The 2,580-nt window shown below is 63.3% G+C and carries 3 protein-coding genes; 2 read left to right on the plus strand and 1 reads right to left on the minus strand.

Annotated elements, in window-relative coordinates; genetic code table 11:
• Positions 1–1,232 (plus strand): hypothetical protein (locus WDA27_15425; protein MFA5892315.1); only part of this gene is annotated, 1,232 nt, incomplete at its 5' end.
• A 119-nt stretch (positions 1,233–1,351) separates the two neighbouring features.
• Here WDA27_15425 and WDA27_15430 read toward each other — a convergent pair.
• Complete coding sequence (locus WDA27_15430; GenBank protein ID MFA5892316.1) at positions 1,352–1,618, minus strand: hypothetical protein; 267 nt, start codon at positions 1,616–1,618, stop codon at positions 1,352–1,354.
• A gap of 375 nt (positions 1,619–1,993) precedes the next feature.
• On the opposite strand from WDA27_15430, the gene WDA27_15435 reads away from it, so the two are divergent.
• Positions 1,994–2,580: VCBS repeat-containing protein (locus WDA27_15435; protein ID MFA5892317.1), on the plus strand; the 587-nt coding region annotated here is incomplete at its 3' end.

A 2,580-nucleotide genomic window follows, 5' to 3' on the forward strand; every position in this document is an offset into this window, starting at 1 on the left:
CCATCCACGCCTACGTTGGAGGGCCGGCGGGTTCGGGCGCGCCGGGATACGCACTCGGTCAGACCTCGGTCGCTCGACCCGATGTCGTTGGCGTCTACCCTTCGGCCGGGCCAAACACGGGCTTCGACTTCACATTCGACGCGCCATCCGGCTCGAACGAGGTCTACCTCTACGCGATCAACATCGGGCCAGGTGAGAACGTCCCTATCGGAACAAAGCATGTCGTCATCTCGGATCCGAACCCGATCGACGCGTTCGATTCGGCGCGCGACTTCTGCCGCCACGTCGATAGCGCTCCCACCGGTACCAACGGCGACGAGCTGCACTGCCTTGCGGCTTCGAGCAACTACCAGAACGCGAACCTTGCCGTCGGGCTGCCCGGTGGATTCAGCAGCCGTGCCCGAATGCAGAGCGCGGTGGGATCGAATGCGTTCACTGCGCTGGACACGATCCCTCCGGTGGTTGTTCCTCTGGCCGACCGCGCACCCAACACCCACGGTTGGTACAACGCAGACGTCACGATCCACTGGCAGGTGGCTGATCCGGCGCCGAGTTCGGGGACGCCCTCGACGCCACCGGACACATTGGCGTCGATCGAAGGCATCGGCGTTGTCTACACCTCCGAGCCGAGCTGTGATCCGGTGAGCAACTGCGCAACCGGATCCGCTGCGTTGTCGATCGACAAGACCGCCCCGACGATCACCGGACAGATCACTTCCGAGCCGAACGAGCACGGGTGGTACGCGGGTCCGGTCACGATCCGGTGGACCTGTGACGACGCGCTGTCGGGGGTTGCGGCTTGCCCGACGGATTCGACTCTTTCGACATCGGGCGCGGAGCAGTCGGTGAGCGCGAGCGTGAGCGACGTTGCGGGCAACGTGGCGACGAGCGTTGTGGAGGGAATCAACATCGACACAGCACCGCCGTCAGTTGAGATTACGACGGCCGACGGCGCGACTCTGGTCGGCAACTCGGCGCTTCGCATCAGCGACCTCGAGGGCACCGCCGTCGACGATCTTTCGGGTGTGGTGCGGGTCGTTGTTGTCTACACGCCCGCAACAGGCTTGCCCGCCACAGAGGTCGATGCCGATCTCACATGTGACTCGACGGGCTCTTGCACGTGGAAGGCACCGCCTCCACTTGTTCCCGGTCCGTATCGGGTCGAGGTCAAAGCTGAGGACCGCGCAGGCAACCAGAGTTCGAAGGGCTCCCGAGAGGTTGTGGTCGTGTGATCGGTCGCGGTCAGGCGGTGCCATGTTCGCGTCCGGTCCGGTCTCGGATGCGCGAGATGCCATTGGCTCTGCTCCTTGTCGCAGTTGTCTTCGCGCCCATCGGCAGCGCTCGTGCGGCTTCAACTCTTCGCCTTCCCTTCCCGGGCGGCGAGACCTGGATCATCTGCCAGGGTTACGGTGGCTTCGCCGATGGTTCGGGTACGCACTCCACAGCTTCGCAGTACTTTGCCGTTGATATCGTTCGCGGTACGAGTTGCTGGGGATCCTCTCAAGGTGAAACCGTCACCGCGCCAGTTACCGGCAGGGTTTCCTTCATCGACTTTGATTTCTTCTGCATCAACTACGGCCGCGACGACGGCGCGACCGGCAGCATCGGCATTGCCCACGTTGAGCCTCCATCTGGCTTCGGCGTTGGAACTCTCGTTTCAGCCGGCGACGTCGTAGGGGTGGTCAAGCAACCCGGCACTCCATCGCACCCGGTCGGCCGGAATCCCGGACCATCACACATCCATCTTCAAGTTCATGGCGGAGGGGGCTGTGCGAGCGCTGGCAACCCGATTCCTTTCGCAGACTCGCGCGGAACGCGCTTCAGCGATGGCCCGGACCTACCTGGCGACGGTAGCCACGGACAGTGGATTGGCACAACTCTCACCAGCGGCGGAGATGGCGATCGCGACGGCGACGGCGTGCCCGACAGTTCTGATCGGTGTCCGGACCAGGCGGGTCCTGCATCAAACGGTGGTTGTCCAGTCGACTCGGAAATGGCTGCCTACGGTCGCTCGGACTTCAATGGCGACGGCAGGCGCGATCTTCTCATCGTCACGCCCCGTGGCGATTCGGGGCTGAACTTCCAAGTGGCGCTGTCCAGCGGATCGGGGTTCTCTGATTGGGTCGCGTGGGCGAACACCGGCTCCAACTACACGCTCGATCAGGTGAAGCTGTTCGCAGGAGACTTCAACCACGACGGGTTCAGTGACATCGGCATCGTTACCCCGCGAGGGGATTCCGGGCTGAACTTCCAAGTGGCGCTGTCCAACGGATCGGGGTTCTCGGATTGGGCCGTGTGGTACGACACCGGCACGGACCACACGCTCGATCAGATCAGACTGTTCGCAGGAGACTTCAACCACGACAGGCTCAGCGACATCGGGCTTGTGACGCCACGCGGTGCGAGCGGTTTGAACTTCGTACCGCTTCTGTCGACGGGGACGAGCTTTACGCATGGCGGCGTGTGGGCGAACACCGGCTCCAACTACACGCTCGATCAGGTGAAGCTGTTCGCAGGAGACTTCAACCACGACGGGTTCAGTGACATCGGCATCGTTACCCCGCGAGGGGATTCCGGGCT

It is taken from the genome of Actinomycetota bacterium (assembly GCA_041658565.1).
GTDB lineage: Bacteria > Actinomycetota > AC-67 > AC-67 > AC-67 > JBAZZY01.